This window comes from Candidatus Acidulodesulfobacterium acidiphilum, from assembly GCA_008534395.1.
GTDB lineage: Bacteria > SZUA-79 > SZUA-79 > Acidulodesulfobacterales > Acidulodesulfobacteraceae > Acidulodesulfobacterium_A > Acidulodesulfobacterium_A acidiphilum.
The window spans coordinates 50,301-71,999 of sequence record SHMQ01000006.1; the positions used below are offsets into that span (position 1 = coordinate 50,301).

At 37.1% G+C, this 21,699-nt stretch carries 21 protein-coding genes; 1 reads left to right on the forward strand and 20 read right to left on the reverse strand.

Annotation, left to right across the window (positions count from 1 at the left end):
* Positions 1–16: 16 nt before the first annotated feature.
* The 9 genes from EVJ48_03555 to mobB all read right to left on the reverse strand — a co-directional run bounded on the left by EVJ48_03555 (position 17) and on the right by mobB (position 8,191).
* Positions 17–1,672, reverse strand: coding sequence for a peptide-binding protein (locus EVJ48_03555; protein ID RZV39772.1), 1,656 nt, complete (start codon positions 1,670–1,672; stop codon positions 17–19).
* A 284-nt stretch (positions 1,673–1,956) separates the two neighbouring features.
* Positions 1,957–3,042, reverse strand: coding sequence for an N-acetyl-gamma-glutamyl-phosphate reductase (locus EVJ48_03560; protein RZV39773.1), 1,086 nt, complete (start codon positions 3,040–3,042; stop codon positions 1,957–1,959).
* Between the two features lie 20 nt (positions 3,043–3,062).
* Positions 3,063–3,458: a 30S ribosomal protein S9 gene (locus tag EVJ48_03565; GenBank protein RZV39774.1), complete on the reverse strand. Its 396-nt coding sequence runs from the start codon at positions 3,456–3,458 to the stop codon at positions 3,063–3,065.
* A 62-nt stretch (positions 3,459–3,520) separates the two neighbouring features.
* On the reverse strand, positions 3,521–3,937 hold the full coding sequence (locus EVJ48_03570) for a 50S ribosomal protein L13 (protein ID RZV39775.1): 417 nt from the start codon (positions 3,935–3,937) through the stop codon (positions 3,521–3,523).
* A 264-nt stretch (positions 3,938–4,201) separates the two neighbouring features.
* Positions 4,202–4,750, reverse strand: a complete 549-nt coding sequence (locus EVJ48_03575; GenBank protein ID RZV39776.1) for an HPP family protein — start codon at positions 4,748–4,750, stop codon at positions 4,202–4,204.
* Between the two features lie 43 nt (positions 4,751–4,793).
* Positions 4,794–5,399: a CBS domain-containing protein gene (locus EVJ48_03580; protein RZV39777.1), complete on the reverse strand. Its 606-nt coding sequence runs from the start codon at positions 5,397–5,399 to the stop codon at positions 4,794–4,796.
* Between the two features lie 116 nt (positions 5,400–5,515).
* Entirely contained in the window at positions 5,516–6,667 is a 1,152-nt protein-coding gene (locus tag EVJ48_03585) for a hypothetical protein (protein RZV39778.1), read from the reverse strand.
* Entirely contained in the window at positions 6,642–7,640 is a 999-nt protein-coding gene (gene dusB, locus EVJ48_03590; protein RZV39779.1) for a tRNA dihydrouridine synthase DusB, read from the reverse strand. The genes EVJ48_03585 and dusB overlap by 26 nt, the downstream gene beginning before the upstream one ends.
* Positions 7,641–7,648: 8 nt before the next feature.
* A complete protein-coding gene (gene mobB / locus EVJ48_03595; protein RZV39780.1) occupies positions 7,649–8,191 on the reverse strand; it encodes a molybdopterin-guanine dinucleotide biosynthesis protein B in 543 nt (180 codons plus the stop codon).
* Positions 8,192–8,553: 362 nt separating this feature from the next.
* Here mobB and EVJ48_03600 point away from each other — a divergent pair, with 362 nt between their 5' ends.
* A complete protein-coding gene (locus EVJ48_03600; protein ID RZV39781.1) occupies positions 8,554–10,878 on the forward strand; it encodes a plasma-membrane proton-efflux P-type ATPase in 2,325 nt (774 codons plus the stop codon).
* Between the two features lie 108 nt (positions 10,879–10,986).
* On the opposite strand, the gene EVJ48_03605 is transcribed toward EVJ48_03600, so the two are convergent.
* From EVJ48_03605 to EVJ48_03655, 11 genes are all read right to left on the reverse strand, one after another.
* On the reverse strand, positions 10,987–11,181 hold the full coding sequence (locus tag EVJ48_03605; GenBank protein ID RZV39782.1) for a hypothetical protein: 195 nt from the start codon (positions 11,179–11,181) through the stop codon (positions 10,987–10,989).
* 116 nt (positions 11,182–11,297) lie between these two features.
* Positions 11,298–12,623 (reverse strand): NAD(P)/FAD-dependent oxidoreductase, encoded by a 1,326-nt coding sequence (locus tag EVJ48_03610; protein RZV39783.1) that lies wholly within the window; start codon positions 12,621–12,623, stop codon positions 11,298–11,300.
* A 21-nt stretch (positions 12,624–12,644) separates the two neighbouring features.
* Positions 12,645–13,193 carry a 4Fe-4S dicluster domain-containing protein gene (locus EVJ48_03615; protein RZV39784.1) on the reverse strand — a complete coding sequence of 183 codons (549 nt, stop codon included), beginning with the start codon at positions 13,191–13,193 and terminating at the stop codon, positions 12,645–12,647.
* A 30-nt stretch (positions 13,194–13,223) separates the two neighbouring features.
* Positions 13,224–14,177, reverse strand: a complete 954-nt coding sequence (locus tag EVJ48_03620; protein RZV39785.1) for a molybdenum cofactor guanylyltransferase — start codon at positions 14,175–14,177, stop codon at positions 13,224–13,226.
* Positions 14,178–14,202: 25 nt separating this feature from the next.
* Complete coding sequence (locus EVJ48_03625) at positions 14,203–14,688, reverse strand: hypothetical protein (protein ID RZV39786.1); 486 nt, start codon at positions 14,686–14,688, stop codon at positions 14,203–14,205.
* A 23-nt stretch (positions 14,689–14,711) separates the two neighbouring features.
* A complete protein-coding gene (locus tag EVJ48_03630) occupies positions 14,712–15,554 on the reverse strand; it encodes a radical SAM protein (protein RZV39787.1) in 843 nt (280 codons plus the stop codon).
* A gap of 12 nt (positions 15,555–15,566) precedes the next feature.
* A complete protein-coding gene (locus tag EVJ48_03635; GenBank protein ID RZV39788.1) occupies positions 15,567–16,856 on the reverse strand; it encodes a molybdopterin molybdenumtransferase MoeA in 1,290 nt (429 codons plus the stop codon).
* 68 nt (positions 16,857–16,924) lie between these two features.
* Positions 16,925–17,170: a hypothetical protein gene (locus EVJ48_03640; GenBank protein ID RZV39789.1), complete on the reverse strand. Its 246-nt coding sequence runs from the start codon at positions 17,168–17,170 to the stop codon at positions 16,925–16,927.
* A 55-nt stretch (positions 17,171–17,225) separates the two neighbouring features.
* Positions 17,226–17,792: a 4Fe-4S dicluster domain-containing protein gene (locus EVJ48_03645; protein ID RZV39812.1), complete on the reverse strand. Its 567-nt coding sequence runs from the start codon at positions 17,790–17,792 to the stop codon at positions 17,226–17,228.
* Positions 17,793–17,992: 200 nt separating this feature from the next.
* On the reverse strand, positions 17,993–20,536 hold the full coding sequence (locus EVJ48_03650) for a hypothetical protein (GenBank protein ID RZV39790.1): 2,544 nt from the start codon (positions 20,534–20,536) through the stop codon (positions 17,993–17,995).
* Positions 20,537–20,571: 35 nt separating this feature from the next.
* Positions 20,572–21,456 carry a hypothetical protein gene (locus EVJ48_03655; protein ID RZV39791.1) on the reverse strand — a complete coding sequence of 295 codons (885 nt, stop codon included), beginning with the start codon at positions 21,454–21,456 and terminating at the stop codon, positions 20,572–20,574.
* Positions 21,457–21,699: the final 243 nt, after the last annotated feature.

The following is a 21,699-nucleotide window of genomic DNA, read 5'->3' on the forward strand; positions in this document are numbered from 1 at the left end:
TTGAATAGTTTTTTAATTAATCGTTAAATTCAGCGTAATACCATTTTCTTATATCGTAACCTATTCCTGCAGGCGCGGGCTTTATTCCCTTTACCGACCTGACGACAACAGGCATAGCATAAGGAACGTACAAAAAAGTATAAGGGGCATCTTTTGCGAGAATGCGCTGTATTTTAAAATAATACTTTTTCTGCTTTTTTAAATTAAACGTCGACCTTGCTTTTCTGAACAAATCGTCAATTTCGAGGTTATTAAAAGAGGTAAAATTTAAGCCTTTAGGAACAATATTAGAACCGGTAAATATCGAAGCGTTATCATAAGGGTCTGGCGTTATGGTAAATCCCAGCAAAACGGTCTGAAAATTTTTTTTCATAATAAATTCGGATATCAAGGACGTCCATTCCATAGCTCTTATGTCTGCTTTTATACCTATTTTTTTTAAATTTTGCTGTATTATCTCTGCAGCGGAAAGCCTTTCCTGATTTCCTTGCGGAGTGAGTATCGTAAACCTGAAAGGAGTGCCGTTTTTTTCCAAAATTCCGTTTTTTAAGCGCCAACCGGCTTGCCTTAAAAGCCTAAGCGCTTTATCGGGGTTATAGCTGTATTTTTTTACGTTCTTATCATAAAAATAAGTTCCCGGCATAAAAGGGCCATAGCAGTGAACGCCTAATCCAAAAAGTGCGCCTTTTATTATCTCTTTTTTATTTATCGCATAGCTCAAAGCCTGCCTAACTTTTATGTTTTTAAAAAGAGGATCTAGAAGATTATAACCTAAAAAAGTAAAACTTAAAGAGGGATGAATATATTTTTTGAACTTTGAATTAAACCCCTTTCCGTTGGATTCGTATTTATACTGAATAGGGCTTAACCCCATGTAACTTATGCCATTAGACTTAAGCATCAGGAACATAGACGAAATGTCAGGCACTATCTTATATACGAGGCGCTTTATTTTTGGAGCGCCCATAAAATAATGAGGGTTGGCTTTCAGGACTATTTCGTATCCGTGAACCCATTTATCGAATTCGTATGGGCCGGTACCTATAGGATGGCTTCTCAATTTAGTAGTTAAAAGATTTTTTCCTTTTAAAAGTTTTTCCGGCAGTATGCTCAATCCCCATGAAGAAAGAGCGGGGGCGTAAGGCTTTTTGTAAGTTACCCGAAAAATATATTTTCCTATAGTTTGGGCTTTATAAACCTTAAGGTATTCTGCGGCATAAGGCGTGGGCGTTTTAGGGTTTACCATCAAGCGGTATGTAAACATAACGTCTTTTGCCGTAAATTTTTGTCCGTTCTGCCAATAAACTTTGCGCCTTAAATAAAAAGTAATAGTTTTGCCGCCGTTGCTTATTTTCCAAGATTTTGCAAGATCGGGAACTATCTTGAAATTACGGTTATACCTGACCAGCCCGTCGTAAATTTGAGAGGTAACTTCTGCGGTAGGCGCATCTGCCGCCATATTGCCTATAAGATTTGTCGCATCGGCAGGCAAACCGATAATTAACGACGAATTTTTAATTTTTTTTATAGGTTTTACTATTTTATTGCGGTTATTTTTAGCGCCCGATTTTGATTTTGAATGAAAAAATACGGCCGATGCTGCAGATAGCGTTAAAACCGCAATAATAAGAAGCAGATACTTAGTTCGTTTTTTATATCCGGATAATTTCATATTTATTTATTATCTCAGATTAAGAGGTAATGTTTCAAGGAAAAACAATATTCTTAATTCTGCAAATTTTCTTTAGAAAAAGTTATCGGATTTTATTTTTTGCATAAGAGAAAAAGGTGTCAGGAGAAAAAGGTGTCAGATTTTATTTTTTGCATGTTTAACAGTCAATTAATATTAAAAATTATTTGCAAAAAATTAATCTGACACCTTTTTCTCGCAAACGCAGTCGGGAGTAAAAGAATAAATAGATCTGACACCTTTTTTGTAAAAATAAACGGGGTCTATTAAGGATACGGCGAATACTGCGGTATTCCGAAGTCGGGCTCCAAACCGAACATAAGATTCATATTCTGAATTGCCTGGAGGGAAGCTCCTTTTCCGAGGTTGTCTATGGCGCTGACTATTTTAACCATTAAACCTGCCGAACCTGCGGCGTTTTCTTCGCGTATTTCAAAAGCGATATGGCAGTTATTGGTATAGACGACGTTTTTTATATTGCAGTCTTCTATATTATTAAGTATCGATACAAAAGGGCTACCCGAATAAAAACTTTCATATATGCCGGCTATATTTTCCATAGTTGAATCTTTATTTAATTTTAAATATACAGTGGTCAGTATGCCTCTGGAAACCGGAATAACATGAGGAGTAAATATAACGTCGGGCGTAAGTTTGCAGGCTTTTTCTATTTTTTCTTTAATTTCCGGCAGATGCCTGTGCGTCCAGACGTTATAGGCCTTTGCGGAATTTTCTATCTCGCAAAAAAGATTCTGCAGTTTTAAGCCTCTGCCTGCGCCGGAAATCCCAGACATAGAGTCTATTATAACCGGAAACGAAAAATCGACGCATCCTTTAAAAACAAGTGGCAATATCGGCAGTAAAGCGCCCGTCGGATAACAACCGGGATTGGCGATAAATTGCGAATTTTTGATTTTATCGTAAAAAACGTCGGAAAGACCGTAAACGAAACCGCCGTTTAATTCCGGAGCGTTATGCCTGCCATAATTCCGCTCATAGACCGATACGTCGTCGAATCTGAAATCGGCTCCTATATCGATTATTTTAACGTCTTTGTTTTTTTTTAAAACAGCCGGTATAAGTTTAGAACTTTCGTTGTGCGGAAGACAAAAAAATACGGCATCCGAAGACCCGCCTATTAAGTCTGCATCAAAAAGCGAAAATTTAATCTTGGATAATAAACTGTTTTTAGGAAATGTTTTTGCAAATAGCGGAAAAAAATCTGAAAGTTTTTTACCGGCATTACTGTTTGAAGTAATTACCGATATAGAAACATCCGGTCTTGACGACAGCGCCCGTATAAGATATACGCCGCTGTAACCGGATGCCCCTACAATCGAAACTCTTATCATTTATGGATATAACGATTATATTATCTCTTAGAGAACTGGAATCTTGCTCTTGCCGCTTTCTGCCCGTATTTCTTTCTTTCTTTGACCCTGGGATCCCTTGTAAGCATAGAGGCTTTTGCAAGAGTTTCTTTTAATTCCGGATTTACAAGAAGAATAGCTTTTGCGAGAGCCAGTCTTACCGCTCCGGCTTGGCCGCTTAATCCGCCGCCGGATACGTTTATATATACGTCAAACTTATTTTCTATAGAATAAAAAGCTAAAGGTCTTACTGCAGAAACCCTGTGGCTTTCAAGCGGAAAATATTGCTCGAAATCTCTTCCGTTAATAATTATTTTGCCGGCGCCTTCTTTAAAATAAGCCCTTGCAATACCTGTTTTTCTTTTACCTACCGCGTGTATAATGCTTTTTTTAGCCATCAGCTTTTACCTTATTAATTATATCTTGATTTAATTTCTATATTTTAATTGTTTACTTTATATTACTTTACCTTATCGGCTATTTCTACCCTCACCGGCTTTTGCGCAGCATGAGGATGCTCTTCGCCTTCGTATATTTTAACTTTTTTTATTACCGCGTCGGACAGTTTATTCTTCGGAAGCATTCCTTTTATAGCCGAAAGCAGAGGATACGAATGGTCTTTTTTTACCATATCTCTATATTTGAACGTCTTAAGTCCTCCCGGATAACCGCTGTGAAAATGGTACTCTTTGTCTTCGGTTTTTTTTCCGGTTAATTTAGCTTTGGCGCTGTTTATTATTATAACGAAATCTCCGTTGTCGGCATACGGCGTCCAGTCCGCTTTATCTTTGCCCATAAGCCTGTTGGCCGTAAAACTTGCTACTCTTCCAAGGCTTATATCTTTTGCGTCAACCAATATCCACTTGCTTTCAGTCATTCAAAATCTCCCGAAATAAAATATAAAATAATATATATGTATAATTTAAGCGTAGTTTTATATTATTAAATAATTATGCTTTTTTGTCAAGATTTTTTTTATGCTTGTCATTTAAATTTTAAAACCGAACCATTTTTATATAATTTAAATTTTAAAACGAAAAAGGTGTCAGATTTATTTTACGCAACATCTTTTATCGTTAATTGTTCATTTTAGTATGCGTAAAATAAATCTGACACCTTTTTCTAGTTGACTTTTTCTATCTTACCACCAATATTCCGGATATTTCCTGTATTTAGAAAAATTATTTACTACTACTGCGACTATTAATAGTATTAACGCTCCCAAACCTACCGGCATCAGCGGATAAAGAAAACCAAGCTTATAAATTCCTTTACCCCCTATAACCGCTATTAAAGCAGTGGCACCCCCTGGAGGGTGAAGGGTTTTAGTGGCATGCATAAGCATAATTGCAAACGAAACCGCCACCGCGGCCGCTAAAGGCATATTTATATGACCGAGCAGTTTATAGCTTGCGACTCCTACAAAACCTGAAAGAATATGACCGCCCATAAGATTTCTCGGCTGTGCGAGAGGGGTTTTAATAGCGCCGTATATAAGAACCGCCGACGCTCCGAAAGAACCTATAAGTAAAGTCAAGTCGTACGGATTGAAAAATTTTGCGGATATATATGCAACCACGCCTATACCGATTATAGAAGCTAAACCCGACCAAAAGATTACGTGCAGGCTTATGGTAGTTGCGTTTTCTCCTCCGCCTTTCATTCTGTCAAAGTATTCTTTAATCCACATTTTAGTTTCCCCGCTATAATTATAGTTAATTTTATTTATTTTTTTAATTTTTATCGATATGTTTTATTATATCCGTCATAGATATTACGCCGGCGAGTTTTCCGTTAATATCGACGACCGGCATAACTTTTATGCGTTTTTCGTTAAATACCGACGCCGCTTTTTTAATACACGTGTCCGTCGATACGGTAATTGCGGGCGAAGTCATAATATCTTTAACATTTTTGGCATCGATAGTTCTTTGAGAATGAGGGGTAGGCTCGCCTATAAGGTGTCTTACCAAATCTTTAAACGTGTGTTTTTTTATGACTCCCGCGCTGGTTAAGATATCGGAATCGGACAGAAATCCGACGACTGCGTTTTCGTCGTTAACTACCGGAGCGCATGTCAGCCTTTTTTCCGCAAGCAGATTCATTGCATCGTGTATTCCAGAATTTTCATGCACTGAAACCGCATTTTTCGACATCACTTTATCGACGGTAATGCCATGAACTTTATCCTTCGCCAGCGCAAACGCATCTTTGTAAATTTTAATGAAATCGCCCAAAGATATATCGATGTAAGTTTTGTGTTTTTCGAATGCTTCCCTGATATCTTCTTCGGTCACTTCTATGCAGCTTTTTTCTTTTTCTTCGTTTAAGTTTTCCATAATTTTTTCCTCAATTTTTAAAATTAAATTAGGGGATTTTTATTGTTTATTTATATTGTATGTTTTATTTAATATTAGCAAACGGTATATTTTTAATATATGACTTATGTCACAAATTAAAAATTATTTTTATTTTGAAGGAGAATTTTTTCTACGGAAATATCTTTTATGTCGGATGCCTTATACATTCTTATCGCTCCGAAACTGCATATATCCTTGCAAAGACCGCAGGAAGTACAAAAAAACGGCTCAAGCGATATTTTGTTTTCCTTAAAAATTAATGCGCCGGCAGGACACATTTCCCAGCAGTTAGAGCAAAAGACGCAATTTTCGTTTATTTTAGGCAGTTTTATATTAAAAAGCGGCACCAACTCTTTGTTTTCCTTCAAAAACTTATAAATTTTTTTCTGCCTTTTTAATAACGAATAATTTATGTTTTTATCGTTTTTTCCGGCAGGAATGAATTGGGAATATAGTTCGGATAAAGGAAGGTCTTCGATAGAAACGTTTTCTGCGAGCTTTTTTGCGTTGTCTTTCAAACTTTTAAACGAATTTTTAAAAAACTCTCTTCGGTCTAACGTCCCCGCAGTTTTAACCCCGCCGGCGTTTTCAATACTTCTTTTATCCTTTTCGCTATCTGATGCTTTATCTCCGGTATGATTAAAATTATATACCCTTTTCTCTTTGTTATGCTTTTCCTCAAACTCTTTAAAATTAAAATCCTCCGCGTTAATTTCCTTAAAAGCGTTTTCTTCGTTTAAAAACTTTGTTATTTCGTTTATTCTTTTGATTTTTTTATTATGAAAATATTTAAGCCTGCATGATTTGCAGTCGGACGAAACGAATGTTATGTCAAATCTATTTTTTAAGGAAGAAATTATATCTACGTCTTCTAATTCGTAAATACATTTTATAAGGTAATTAGCGCCGGCCGCGGAAATTTTAAAATTTTTAAAATATTTTTCGGTTTTACCGCAAAAATAAAAATTCTTTAAATTTTTATCGGCTTCATCTTTCTTATTCTTATTCTTAACGTAAAAAACGGAATTAGGGCATAAGTAAAGACAAGCGTTGCAGTTTGAGCAGTTTTCCAGAATATTGATTTCGGCATCGGTTATTTTTATAGATAAATCGGGACATCTTTCTATGCATTCATAGCAGCCCGCCATAGGGGTTTTAAGCCTGACGCAAAAATCGGAATTTATCAAAATCCGTCCGTCATCTGCGCGTGCGTTTAAAAATTTATCCAGCAGATTCAGAATATTCATTAGACGCTACTTGTGTTCTAAGCATTTTTAAAATTTCGTCCGTCTCTTTTCCGCTTTTTGCGCTATTGACTGACGCCCTTAGTTCTTTGGAGCCTTTGAATCCCTTTAAAAAATTATAAAGATGCGGTTTAATAATGTTACATCCTCTTGTTTCACCGTAAAAAGAAGATATTTCTTCGTTTAATTCAAGCAGTATATCTATTTTATCAGTCATATCCGTTTCTTTTTTTTCAGTCTGCCCCTGTCCGCCGGCATCCGATATATTTGCATAATCCCTGAATATCCATGGTTTACCTGCGGCTCCCCTTGCGAACATAATTCCGTCGGCGCCGGTATAACTCATCGTATTCAAGGCATCGTCCGCCGTAAATATGTCGCCGCTTGCATAAACTGGAATGCTAACTAATTCCTTAAGTTTTTTAGTCTGGGAATGGTCCGCCGTTCCGCCGAACATCTGAGAGCGCGTCCTCGGATGAAAAAAAAGAGCATTTATACCGGAATCTTCGGCAATTTTTCCTATCTCGACAAAATTTACCGAATTAAAATCGAAACCGCTTCTAAATTTTACGGTGAAAAAAGCGTCTTTGACCGATTTTCTGACGGAAGCTGCTATGTCCGCAAAAAGAGCGGAATCTTTTAATAATGCGCTTCCGGCGCCGGTTTTAACAACCTTTTTAACCGGACAGCCGGCATTTATGTCTATAACCTTAAACCCTTGATCGAATGCTTTTTTAGCGGCTTCCGACAATACGGCGGCAGAATTGCCGAATAACTGAATGCCCGTTTTTGAAATACCGCTTCCGGTTTCAAGAAGTTCAAGCGTTTTCTTATCATTGCGCAAAAAACCTTCGGCGCTTATCATCTCCGTAAAAGAAAATTCCGCCCCGTATTTCAGGCATATTTTCCTGAAAGGATATCCCGTAATCCCCGCCATGGGTGCCAAAATACTTCTGCCGAGGCTGATTTCTCTCATATGCTTATTTATATATTATAATTAGTCAGAATAATCTCTTTTTCTATAAAATCAGATATTTTTTCTGCGTCGTTAATATTTATTTGAGGAACGCTCAAACCGCTTATCGGCTCATCGGCGCAGACAAGAATAAGGTTAGGGTCGTTTTTAAATCTTAATTCTAAACCGCCTGCATCTTTTCTCGCAAGCTCAACTTTTTTTATGCCGAGTTCTTTAAAACCCTCTACTATAACTATGTCGGATCCTTTAAAAAAATTAGATTTTAAAAGGTCTATGTTGATATCGGCGGACGTCTCTATATCGCTGAAAAATGAAATTTTTTCTTTAGATATAAGCATTGTTGAAAATGCTCCGGCATTTTTATGCCTCCAAGAATCTTTCCCTTCCTTATCGGCAGAAACGTTATGGTCGGTGTGTTTTATAGAAGAGACTTTATATCCCTTTTGAGACAGTATTTTTATTATTTTTTCTAATAAAGTCGTCTTACCCGTACCCGACCTTGCCAGAAAAGAAACGACTGCAGGAATTTTATCGCTTTTTGTTTTAATCATAAATTTTTACCGTTTGTAAGTATTTTCATCCTGTATTAGAAGAAAAAGATGTCAGATTAATTTTACGCAAAATCTTTTATCGTTAATTGTTTCTTTCGGTATGCGTAAAATAAAATCTGACGCCTTTTTCTGACAAATCTTTCTAATCATTATAACATATCCAAGAAGTTTTTGTCGTTCTATTGCAGGATTAAAGCAGTATTTGTATGTATAAAGCATATTGATGTATAATATAAAATCGTAAAAATTAGAACACGACGTAAAAGCATTTATTAATAATTATAACATAATTAATTAATTACAGGGACAGAATTCAATTCTGCCCCTGTAATTAATTGGAAAGGATAAAGGATAAAATGGATATGGACAAAGAAATAAAAGGGCTATCGTCTTCCGAAGCCGAAGAGTTAACTAAAAGGTACGGCTTAAACGAAATAAAAGAGAAAAAAAAGCATCCGGTTGAAATTTTTCTATTAAAATTTTGGAATCCTGTAGCATGGATGCTGGAGTTTACTTTTATAATCGAATTAATATTAGGAAAAAACATAGAAGCATATATTATTATCGGTTTAATCTTATTTAACGCTATTATATCGTTTCAACAGGAGAACAAGGCGGAAAAAGCTCTGGAGCTTTTAAAAAAACAGTTAAAAATTATATCAAAGGTTTTAAGGGATGGAAAGTGGATCAAATTAAGCGCCGAACAATTAGTTCCAGGCGATATAATTCATGTAAGAATGGGTGATTTGGTTCCGGCGGATACCGAAATTATTTCCGGAAACGTATTGGTCGACCAGTCGGCATTAACCGGAGAATCACAGCCGGTGGACAGAAACGAAGGCGGACTTATATATTCCGGTTCAGTCATTAAAAGAGGGGAAGCCACCTGCAAGGTTACGGCGACCGGAGAAAAAAGCTATTTCGGGAAAACGGCGGAACTTATAAAATCGGCAAAAACTAAGGGTCACATAGAAGAATTAATTCTAAAAATCGTACGCTATTTTATTATGATTGACGGCATTCTCGTAGTTTTAATACTTGCATACGCCCTTATATACAAATTGAATTTTGCCGAAATGCTGCCTTTTGCTTTAATCCTCTTAGTAGCGTCTATACCGGTCGCCCTGCCGGTTACTTTTACTTTGGCTACGGCGCTTGCTTCTATGGAACTTGCAAGCAGGGGAATATTGGTAACGCATCTTTCTGCAATAGAAGATATTGCCTCTATGGAAGAATTATGTTCCGATAAAACAGGCACATTAACGGCAAATAAACTTTCTCTTACAGCTTTTAAACCGCTTGAACCTTTCGGCGAAAATGAACTTTTTGCATACGCAGCGGCGGCATCGGACGAGTCTACGCAGGACCCGATAGATTTATCCATACTGTCTTATATAAAAAACAATAAATTAAATCTGCCTGAAATAGGAAAAACAGTTAAATTTATACCTTTTGACCCGCAGACTAAAAGAGCCGAAGCAGTAATGGAAACATACAAAAACGGAGAAAAAAATTTAATAACGTCCATAAAAGGTTCTCCTATAATAGTCGCAAAAAATTTGGATGAAACCGGAGCTAAAATATTGTCGGAAGAATCGGAAAAATTAGAGGCTATGGGGTATCGGGTAATAGCTGTAACGATAAAAAACGAAGAAAATAAATATTTTCCGGTGGGAATCCTTGGACTGTCCGACCCTCCAAGGGACGACTCTAAAGAACTGCTAAAAGAACTTAAAGATTTAGGAATAAGGGTTAGAATGGTAACCGGCGATACGGAGCTTACGGCTAAAACGACTGCCCGCTTAATAGGACTTGGAGACGGCGTATGCACGAAGGAAAAATTTAAAAATCCATCCGGTTGCGATGTGTTTGCGGGAGTTTTCCCTGAAGACAAGTTTCATCTCGTACAGGGTTTGCAGAAACTAAAAAAGATTACAGGAATGACCGGCGACGGAGTAAACGATGCGCCTGCGCTTAAACAGGCGGAGGTCGGCATTGCCGTAGCTAATGCTACGGACGTTGCAAAGGCATCGGCTAGCCTGATATTGACGGAACCGGGTCTTGCAAATATCGTGGATGCCGTAAAATACGGCAGAATGGTATACAGGAGAATGCTTACTTATACTTTAAATAAAATATCAAAAACCTTTCAGGTTGCTCTTTTTTTGAGTTTAGGTCTTATATTTTTCGGGAAGTTCGTTACTACCCCGAAACTTATTCTTATACTGATTTTTGCTAACGATTTTGTAACTATGTCCATAGCTAAAGACAATGCCGTATATTCCAATAAACCTGATAAATGGAAAATAAAACTTATAGTATCGGCATCTCTTATAATAGCAGGGGCATGGCTGATTTATTCTTTTATTTCATATTATATAGGATATTACGTTATAGGAATGAATATGCCGGAGGTTCAAACGTTTGCATTTTTATCGCTTGTATTCAGCGCACAGGCGACGGTATATTTAGTAAGGGAAGAACGTCATTTCTGGAGTTCTAAACCGGGAAACTATTTAATGCTGGCAAGCGCTTTAGATTTAATAATTATAACTTTAATGGCCGGTTTCGGCATACTTATGGCTAAAGTTCCTTTCACATATATATTTATACTGCTTGTTGCAACTTTTATTTATATGGTTGCATTAGACTACGTCAAGAAACCCCTGATGGAAAAACTCAGATAAACACAGGGTCAGAATTCAATTCTGGCCCTGTCACAAATCGGAAAGTAAGGGGCAGAATTCAATTCTGACCCTGTCGCAAACTGGAAAATTGGAAAACAGGGACAGAATTTAATGCCCGATGCTTAATGCGTAGTTGACGTATTTTATGAATTCTTCTTTCGTGGGGTAATTTTTAACGCCGATGTTAAAAACCTTCCTTTTCTTTTCATACCACTTATCGAAATTTTCGGAAGATACGGAGCGCACTTCTATTAATAATTCTTCCAGTAAAACGGTAAGAGGTTTTTCGTTTTCGCTATTCATAATTTATCACCGCTTTGTATGCATAGTATATCTAAATTATATATTGTTAAATTAAATCTTCGACGTTAATAACATATTTTTTAACATATTAAGTATTTTAATATGTTAATTACCGGTTACCGCCAGTTAGTCCTTGAAAATTCTGGAAGGTCTTCGAAATCTCCCCTTATGGCATAGCCTTCATTTATATTGTATATTTCAAATTCGTTATCTATTACGAATGAATATATGTTGCCGTTTAAAAATTCGTCTTTATATTTTAGGCATTTTAATCCCTGTCTTATAATTGCCGATAATATTCCGCTGCCGGAAATATCGCCTAGTAGTATAGCTCCTACGAGTACTTCTCCATCATATACTAATTTTCTGTAAATCTTATCGTCTTGAAATACGTAAACATTCTGCGTTTCGTTAGAAGGATTGGTTAAACCTATAGTTACTATAGGAAGTCCATAAATTTCGACGGAATTTAAACCCATACCGCCAGGATATTCTCTGTAAACGCCCGCCATATTCGTGCCTGCAACCCTTCCTTCTTCACAGGCAAGCGGAACTATGGCTATTATATTTGGACGCTTGTTTATAACGTCATATATTACGGCGGCGTCCCCTCCGGCATATACGTCCTTAACGCTCGTCATCATAGTTTTATCTACTATTATGCCTCTGTCTATTTTTATTCCGCTGCCTTCAAGAAATGCAACGTTAGGCCTGACGCCTACACCGACTACTACGATATCCGCAGGCAATTCTTTCCCGCTTTTCAATAATACGCTGACGGGATTACCGGACTCGTCTAAATTAATTTTTGTGACAGTTTCGCCCGTAGCAGTATCTATGCCGTTTTCGTTCAGTTTTTTTGAAGTAATATTTCCTGATACTTCGTCGAGGGCAAGTCCTAGAACTCTCGGCAACAATTCTACTATCGTCGTATGAAGGCCTAATGCCCTTAGACCTTCGGATGCTTTAAGCCCTATAAGCCCGCCGCCTACGACTATCGCTTCTTTTCTTTTAGACATTTTTGCGGCTTTTTCCATTTTTTTTGCGTCGTCGAATCGAGTAAAAGTACCCATCATTGGAGAATCGGGGTTAAATCCTTCCGTCGGCGGTATAAAAGGCGTTCCGCCGGGACCTATAAAAAGTTTGTCGTAATTCACGGCCGCTCCGTCATCCAAAACTAACCTTTTAGCCGAAGTATCTACTGAAACTACTTTTTTCCCGAGCATTAAATCGAAATTATTTTTTTCGTAATAATCGTCTTCTTTATACCATATTGTTTCGTCTGTAGTTTTTCCTTCCAAATAATATGAAATCAAAGGCCTTGCATAAGCCCTGTAGTTTTCGTCAGATATTATTACGACTTCTCCGGACTTGTCGAAACGCCTGATTGCATCGGCGCAGGATAAGCCCGCGTATGAATTTCCTATAATAACGTATTTCATAATCTTATCCCCTTTTTAATATTACTTAACTATTGATTTTATATAAGGTCCGTATATTTTTTTTGCGACGGAAAGCCTTCTTTCATATGAATAATTTTTAATTCCTATTCTTTTTAACGCCCCTTTTTTACAGGCTTCTACGCATTTAGGGGTATCCTCGTCCGAACAGCCGTCGCATTTTGAAGCAAAATGGCCTTTTCCTATTCTTTCTATAGCTCCGAACGGACACGACATTACGCACATCCAGCATCCGACGCATTTTTTATAGTTTGTTACCGTCCATCCCGATTCCAAGTCTTTATATCTTGCACCCGGCATACATGCATCGACGCATGGCGCTTCGTCGCAATTGTGGCATATCAGAGGGAAAAATTTGTTTCCTTTCTTTTTTATATTTATTCTGGCTCCAGTATATTTTGAGCCGTATTTTTCAGCCATATGCGATTCGCATGCTTTTACGCATGCCGCAAAACCTTCGCTTTCGCATCCGTCGCATTTTGAAGGATAGAGCATTATTTCTATTTGATTTTTCTTTAAATCTTCCTCTAAATTGGTAAGTTTTTTACTCATAACAGCCTCTTTTTATTTTATTATTTTTGTTTACTTGCATATTTCTTGGCTAAATGCGCCTGCATCTCCTCGAATCGTTTTAATTAATTTTCCGCCCATAAAATCTAATCCGCCTGCGTAATATTTGTCGGCGTCTTTTTTAAAATAGCCGTATGACTTTTTTAAATATATGAAATTTCCCGTTTTTGAATATATCCACCAATAATAAAGCGCGTTTGCAAGTATGCCCGACGGTTTTCCCGACGGATTTTTTACGTTGAAAAATCTGTTTGCCTTTCTTATTTTAACGCTTTTTGCGTATTTTTTTTTAACGGTATTAATTTTCTCCGCCAAGTAATTTTCAATATCTTCCTTAGAATTAATATTCATAAAAAATTCAATTTTTAAATCCGGATTTTTTTTTATAATATCTAATATATTATAGTAATATACGGACGGCAAAAATCTTGAAATATTCACCGAATCCTTAAAAGGAAAATTTTTTTCTAGATTCAACGCATAATCGTTCAGCATTTCTAAAACCGCAGCCGTCTTCTTTATATTATAAATTCCAAGGAGGGGTTCTACGGTGGAATCCGGCCATAAAGGCAGTACCGCACCGACTTTCTCCTTCTCCATTTTTTTTATAAGTTCGTTTGCCGCCGAAAAATTAAATAAAGGCGCGTCGCACTCCATAACAAGGACATATTTGCCTTTAAGATGCTTAATGCAACTGTAAATTCCTCTAAGAGGCCCTATAAAACCGCAGTTTTTATCGTCGGCTATTGCATGCGGATTTATATTCAATTTTTTTTTTAATTCGTTGCTATACCGTTCTGCGCCTTCTTTATCTCTTGCCGAAATTATTATATCGCCGCTTAATTTTAATGCGGTTTCCGCCGCTCTTTCTATAAACGATTTTCCATTAAAATTAAAAAAAGCTTTATTTTCTCCGAATCTTTTAGATTCGCCGCCGGCAAGTATTATACAGCTTAATTTTTGCATTTAATTAAATAGCACGGCCGCAAAATTATAATTCTATCTTTATTCTGCCTCTTTGGCCGTGGCCTTCGCTTAACGTAACTTCAAAATAATTTATTGGGTTAAACATTTCCCTGTTTTTTAAATCTGAGGCGAGTTCGCCTGCGAAATAAACCGTTAAATCTTCGATATTTAACGACGGACACTTTATTTTAAAAATATCGGCTTTCGGTATAAGATACATTTTGCCGTTAATTTCTATCCTGTAATGCTGTTCTTCCACTGCAATGCGCTGAACGCTTTCAGGGTAATCGGCTATTAATATTTTATCCTCGAACGTGGAACATATTCTTTTTATAACGGCTTTTAAGTTATAAAGATGGACTATCCTTCTTTTATCGTCGAATTCTCCGTCGATTAAAACGTCCACGTAATGAAAATGAGGATGTATTCTCGAACAATCTCCTCTTCCAGGCACTATATGCATGCATTCAAACGTTAATCCGGCTTCTTTTCCGTTAAGTTCGACTATCATTTAATTTTATTTACCTCTAATATTTAATAATAAAAATTTTTTAGAACGCCGTTGGGCAGAAGCCTCATGCCGCTGCATCTGTCTCCGGTAGATTTACAGACGTCGTTTACCTTTCTGCATAGCGTTATTTTAGAATTTTTAATTTTAAAAAACTGTCTGTCATTAGTATCGTCGTTTAAAAAATCTAATCCCGCTTTCTTTAACGTTAAGTATGGGTCGGCATAAAACTTAGAATATGAAGTTTCGTCGGTTTCGTTAGATAATTCTATAAACTGCAAATCGAAATCGTTATTTATGCAATAATCTATTAATTTGTTTAAAGACGATTTTGCGGAATTTATTTTTTTTAGCAAAACTGCATCTATTTCTACATTGTATCCATAATCTTTCAAAATTTTTAAACCTGAAAGAACTTCATATAGATAATCTTTTCCGGTAATATATTTATAAAACCTTGGATCTAACGTATCTAAGCTTACCGATATTTTATCTATAATATTGGGGCTAAGATCTTTTATTCTTTTTCTTATAAGAGTGCCGTTCGTAGTAATATATAGCTTTAAGTCATTGATATGTTTGACTTTATATAAAAGATTTTTTAAATCTTTATAGAGCAGAGGTTCGCCGCCGGTAAATTTAATTTTTTTAAGTCCGAAATTTTTAAGCGAATATACGACGTTTATTATATCTCCGGTCTGAATAGTCGAAGAAATTTTTTTGGGAACTCCTTCGTTATGGCAGTAAAAACAATTTTCGTTGCATTTGCCTGAAAGAGAAACTCTTAAGGACGGGATTTTAAATTTAAATCTTTCGAAATTTGAATCGTATTCTTTATTTTCAAATAATTCAAATAAATACTGTTTCATAATTATTTTGTATTAATATTCTATTTCGTAATCGTTTAACGTAACGTCTATAAAAGTTCCGGCCTTTAAATTCGTAATATGCTCTTCCATAACAAAACTGCCGTCGGCTTTTATCATTGGACTTAATGACCTTGCGGCGGACGGAGGTTTAGGAGCGGATATTACTTCTGCATATAAAGAATCGCCGCTCTTAGTTAACTTAACCTGAAAATATTTTCTTATGCCTTCTTCTTTTATTATATCATTTTTTAAAGCGGCTTTAACGGAAGGGTATCTTTTATATAGGTCTTTATAGTTAGACATTCTTTGAATAACAGGCCTTACAAATAGGTCGAACGTAATAAGAACGGAATAAGGCCAGCCCGCAAGCGCAAAAATAGGCGTGCCGTTATTAAGCATGCCGAACGACGTCGGCTTGCCCGGAACTAATTTTACTCCGTGGAATAATAATTTTCCGGTCTTTTCTATAGCGGAAGGAACTAGGTCGTAAAAGTTTTTTATCTCTTTATTTTCCAAAACCAAAAAACTGGCGCCCGTTCCACCGGTAGAAACAATAAGGTCGTATTTTGAAGACTCGTCGCTTTTTTTTAAAGTTTGCGTTAATTTTTCAAAGTCGTCTTCTACCGCTCCTATTACTTCAGGTACGCCTCCGGCATCCGACACTAAAGACTTAAGAACCGTCGTATTTATATCGTATATTTTATTTGTTTTTAACTTTTTGCCCGGCGGCGTTAGTTCGTTTCCTCCGGACAATATTCCTACCAAAGGTTTTTTATAAACGGAAACCGAACTCATTCCTATTCCGGATAGGGCGGCAATATCGCAGAATCTTATTCTATGACCTTTCTCAAAAAGAATTTCTCCAGCCTTAATGTCGTCCCCTATGGGAGATATATACGAACCTTTTTCGAATTTCTTTTTGTAAATCATATATCCGCCTGCATATTCTTCTACGTCTTCTATTAATACCACGCTGTCTGCATTGGGAGGAATAGGAGCGCCCGTAGTTACGAAGGCGGCTTCTCCAGAATTAAGCGGTTTTATTTCTTTTGAATAACCTGCGGTTATTTGGTTTTCTACCCTGAATTTATTTATTTTTTTTTCTAAAAAATCGCTTGATATAACCGCAAAACCGTCAACGGCCGATCTTATAAAAGGAGGAACTTCGTTTTGAGGAATTATATCTTCCGATATTATTCTGCCGAGAGAATCTTCGACGGAAATAATTTCGCCGTCCTTAATTTTTTTAATATTTTCTGCGGTAATATCAAGTAATGTTTTAACCGTTTTTTTATCTTGCATGAAGTTTTTATTTTTTTAAACAATAACGGCCGTCGATAGTTTGACGGCCGTTATTGTTTAACGTTAATTTAAAAATATGGTTCTATGGGATATGTTTTTATTCCTGCTTTTTTAATCGCCTTTAAAGCTTTTTCTTCTTCTTCTAAGCTTACGAATATAGTTGCATGGTAAGGCGTCACGCTTGCGACGTTTCTTCCCACAATATGAACGTTTTCTTTTTTTAATGCTTCTTCAGCCTTGTCGAAGTCTCCGTTTACATAATCGACTCTTATAGGCGCATTATACACGGTTCCAGACTTTAGTATCTCTGCCATAAATAACCTCCTTGTTTTATTTTTAATATTTTTACAAATATAGTCAAATATTTAATTATCCGACTTTAACCTCGTTATCGGTGTCGTTTGCATTAGACGTTCCCATTTGGCTTGGATTAGGAGCGACAAAACCGAATAAATGTTCCGTTAATTTTCTGGCGGTCTTTTCTCTGTCGATAGTCGATATTCTGTTTATATTACCGAACCATAATGCATCGGTCGAACACAAAGTTACGCATGCAGGTAAAAGTCCGACGTCGATTCTGTGTTTGCAGTAATCGCATTTCGTTACCTTTCCGGTCGCTTCGTTAAACTGAGGAGAACCGAAAGGACAAGCGTGTATGCAAGATTTACAGCCTATGCAGGTATTAGGGTCGTTAAATACGATACCGTCTGCTCTTTTCTGCATAGAACCTGTCGGACAGGCTTTTACGCATGCCGCATCGTCGCAGTGAAAACAGTTCATGGGAAGATAAACCGTTTTTAGTTGTCCTTTTTTAATAAAATATGGTCCAACCTGTATAACCCTCATTCTGCGGGGCCCAACGGGAAGATTGTGTTCTTTTTTACAAGATACTTCGCAAGACATACAGCCTATGCATCTTTCTACATTTACTTTCATAGAATATTTTGGAGTGGAAGACTTCAGGGTAATCCTGGAAGCTCTTTCTTCTCCAAGGTGAACTCTATCAAATCCGTATTCCGAAGACATATTTATACTCCTATTTTTTATTTAAGTTAAATTTCTTTTAACATCCGGAAATTTGCGTTTTATTGTTTTTTCAATTAATTACTCACGCAAATTTCCGGTTAAATTTAATTTTAGTATTTACGAATATCGCAGGAAACAGGCGTACATTCGACCGGCTCTTTAAAATTAACAAGCTTTTTCCAGCCTATGCTAAGTTCATGATATTCTTTCCAGTGATTTTTCCATTTTCCGACGATAATATTTTTATCCTGGTGCTTAGGATCCCAAACTTCCGGAAATCTTTTCTGCAAAAATTCTAGCGTCTTTTTTGCTGTGGTATCCGGATCGGTATCGCCTTTTCTATAAACCCTGCAAAGGACGGCTTTAAATTGTATCTGTCCATAAACCGGGTCTTTTATAATATCGTCTATAACGGTATTAATAGATTCATATGGATGAAACGGCTGATATCTGTCAAACCCGAAGTTTGCCCATATTCCGTCTTCAGGTACCATTTCTGTTACCCATGCCGGACCTTCAACCCATCCTCTGTCGTTTTCTACTATAACCATGTCTCCGTCTTCGATACCCATAACCGCTGCGGTAGTAGGATTTATCTCTATATTTCTGTCGGGTTCGAGTTCGTCGTTCCACGGCCACCAGTGGCCTCCTTCATGAAAGGACTGCGCTATTCTGGTAGTATTCAGTACTAACGGATACTTCTTGGCTCTTTCAAAATTTCCGAGAGGCGATTCGGAACCCTCAACCTGCGTAGGAACTTTGTACCAGCCAATTTTCTCCAAAGCTTCGGAAGCTAGTTCGATTTTGCCGGAAGGCGTCGGGAATCTCTTGTCGGATTCGGGATAATTTTCTCCTTCTTTATACATTATCCATTTACCCCTTAAAACGGCTTCGTCGTCTTGGAAAACAGCTTCTTCTTTCGACATTACGGGCCACATCAAACCGCCTTTCGGATTTTTTTCGGGATTAAGAAGTTCGTAAGTAATACCTCTTGTAAAAGATTCCTGTTCGTTAAAGAAATCGGTCATTTTAATTTCGTTTACTCTTCCTTTATCAGGACCTTCTTTATAATATCCCCACGGATTAAATTCGACTTTGTCGAAATGTCCGGCTTTACCTTTAAGCCTTTTCGCAAGACCGTCGAAAACATCGATATCGGCTCTGTGTTCATGCTGATAAGGTATTATTTTATTGTGCCACTGAAGAAGCCTGTTGTTTCCGTGATGGCAAACGCTGTCTGTTTCTACTGAGATTGCTATAGGAAACGCGACATGACTAAACATATATGTATGGTTTGGATATATGGAAAGATGAATATTGATTATATTTTTCTTCATCGCTTCTTCCATTTTCCATGAATTCGGAAACTGCGGCAGGTGGTCGCCGTTCCATATAATGCCCTTAACAGGATAGGGTTTTTCATACATCATCGCATTTATTATGCACGGTACCGAACTGTCTCCCCATGATATTAATTTGTCCGTTATCTGCGGTCTTTTAAAACCCGGCAGATCGTTCAAATCGTGTCCATAATTCAGAGGAGGACGGCAGTTATGCAGCCAGTTCCAGCCGCCGCCTTTTACGCCTATAGATCCGGTAAGAGCTAACAATGCCGCTATCGACCTGTTGACGTTGTTCGAGTTATATATCTGCGCAGTACCGAGATTTCCCGTTACGGATGCCGGTCTTGCCGAGCCGAATCTTCTTGCGGCTTCTATAATCATTTCCTTGGGAACGTATGTAAGTTTTTCGGCTCTTTCAGGCGTCCATTGGGCGCATTCTTTTGCATACTCTTCAAAACCTTCAACCCATTTATCGACAAATTCTTTGTTGTAAAGTTTTTCTTTTATTATGATATTGCCCATAGCTAAAAACAATATAGCGTCCGAACCCGAACGGATTCTCATGCCTATATCGCATTTTGAAAGCGTTGCGTTAAAACGCGGATCGACGCCTATTAAAAATGCCCCGTTATCTCTTGCATCGAGAAGGTGGGTCATCGTAATAGTTTCCTGCGCCGCCATATTTGTGCCGACTACAAGAATACACTTGGAATTTTTCCAGTCCTGAGTAGGATTCATAAGCCTGCCGAGTCCTTTTGCGCCGAAAACATAGTTCATAGAAACGCCGGGGCTTTCACAGCATATAGGTCCCTGTCCGTAAACGTTAGGCGTACCGAATATCCTGGCGAATCTTGCGCCGCCTTCTTTATTGCCGAACGAAGACCTTCCAGTCCTGAAAACAGTCAATGCCTCAGGGCCGTATTCGTCATGAAGTTTTATTAATCTTTCGGCCGCAAAATCAAGCGCATCATCCCATGAAACCCTTTTAAAATCGTCTGATAAAGATTTCCTTATCATCGGATGATGAACTCTTAGCGGGTCATACCACCATTGAATCTGTCCGACGCCTTTAGAGCAAAGACCGCCTCTGTTCTGGGGGTGTTCCGGATCTCCCATAACATCGACAATTTTGCCGTCTTTCAAGAATATTTTAAGACCGCATCCGCTTTCGCACATATTGGTACAAGTGGAATAGCGTACAGTGTCGTATTCTTTCGTCGATTCCTGCGGACGATGATCAGGCTTTATTTTTATAAGCCTGTTATCTTTTACGCGCATGAACTTTTCGTTTTTTAACTCCTCAAAATCCATTTTTTTACCTCCGTTTTAATTAAAGTATTTTTATTTTATAACCGGCACTCTTCCGATATTAAGCTTTCTGATTCGACTTCGCTGCGGGATATATAGTTTAATAATTCCCCGCAATCGTCAATGTCAAGTATATAACCTATAAATTCTACCAATCCTATTACGGGCGCAAATATATCAAGGTCGGACAATTTCATGCCGTCGTCAATATTTTTTTCGCACATGGAACAAACCGTGACTATATAGTCTGAATTTGTTTCGTCGGCTTTTTTATTTATCAGCTTGAAAAAATTATCGGCTATATTTGCGTTTTCAATTCTTTTAGAATGTATCGGGGTCATATTTTGCAATTTTTCGCCTCCACAACAATCATTGAAAATATTAACTTCGGCACCCATAATATTAAATATTTTTTTTAAAGATTCTATTTTAGCTTCGTTTTTATAACATCCGACATAAAGAAGTATGGAGTTCCCTTTTATTTTTGACGGAACGGTTTTTAGCAGTTTGTCTTCGGTAGCGGCATCTGCAATTATATCGATAATATGAATTGCTCCCGTCTTTGAAGGATCCGACTCTTTAAGCATCGCATTAAACGGCCTAAGACTATAATCCGCCTGTTTTCTAAACATGGAATCGGAATTTATAAGTTTAACGGATTCGTTTATCTGATTTACGCATACCGAACAGCCGGAATATAAAAAATTTTCGCCGCCATTCTGACATAAACCTAAATTTCTCAGGGGCATTACCGCTTTATTAAAAAAATCCGGCTTATAGTGCGATGGCGGAGCACCGCAGCAGTTCCATTCGGAAACCGGCTTAATATCTATATCTAATGCTCTAAAAATGTTTTCTATTTTTGTTTTAGGGTCGTAAGAATTTGCGCAGCCCGGAAAATAAATAATATGATTTTTCAACATTAAACCTATATTTTATTTTTAAAAGTGTACTTAAAAAAAATAGATTAGACAATTGCTGTATTTTTTACATCCTTTTTAGTTTATTACAAAAAAAAAATTAAATCAATATTTTTTTTAAAAAAATATAACATTGTTTTTAAATTGAAGATAAATAAATATAAAATATAAGCGCCTTGCATGTTTATCTATTTAATATTTTATAAACCTTTAAAGAGGATTGATTTATTAGGAAGGTTAATTGCG